1 pseudogene is annotated in these 252 nt (G+C 47.6%); it reads left to right on the plus strand.

Annotated elements, in window-relative coordinates:
• Positions 1–60: 60 nt before the first annotated feature.
• Positions 61–252, plus strand: a pseudogene (locus ABFY71_RS19000) (IS21 family transposase); the annotation flags it as partial.

Consider the following 252-nt stretch of genomic DNA (forward strand, 5'->3'; position numbering starts at 1 on the left):
GGCTTGTCGGATGCCATAACCTATTTTGGAGGATGTCCTGAAGTGTGCAAGAGCGACAACATGACCCAATGGGTGAAAAAGTCAGACCGTTACGAGCCTACATTCAACAATGCTGCGCTGGAATGGTCAAGCTACTACAATACTACCCTGGAGGCTTGCCGTGTACGGAAGCCACGTGATAAAGGTCCTGTAGAAGGAATCGTATACAAGTTCTACCAGTTTATATATGCCGCCATCCGACATGAAGCCTTT

Origin of the sequence: Devosia alba (assembly GCF_039938915.1) — a bacterium.
In the GTDB taxonomy this organism is placed as follows: domain Bacteria; phylum Pseudomonadota; class Alphaproteobacteria; order Rhizobiales; family Devosiaceae; genus Devosia; species Devosia alba.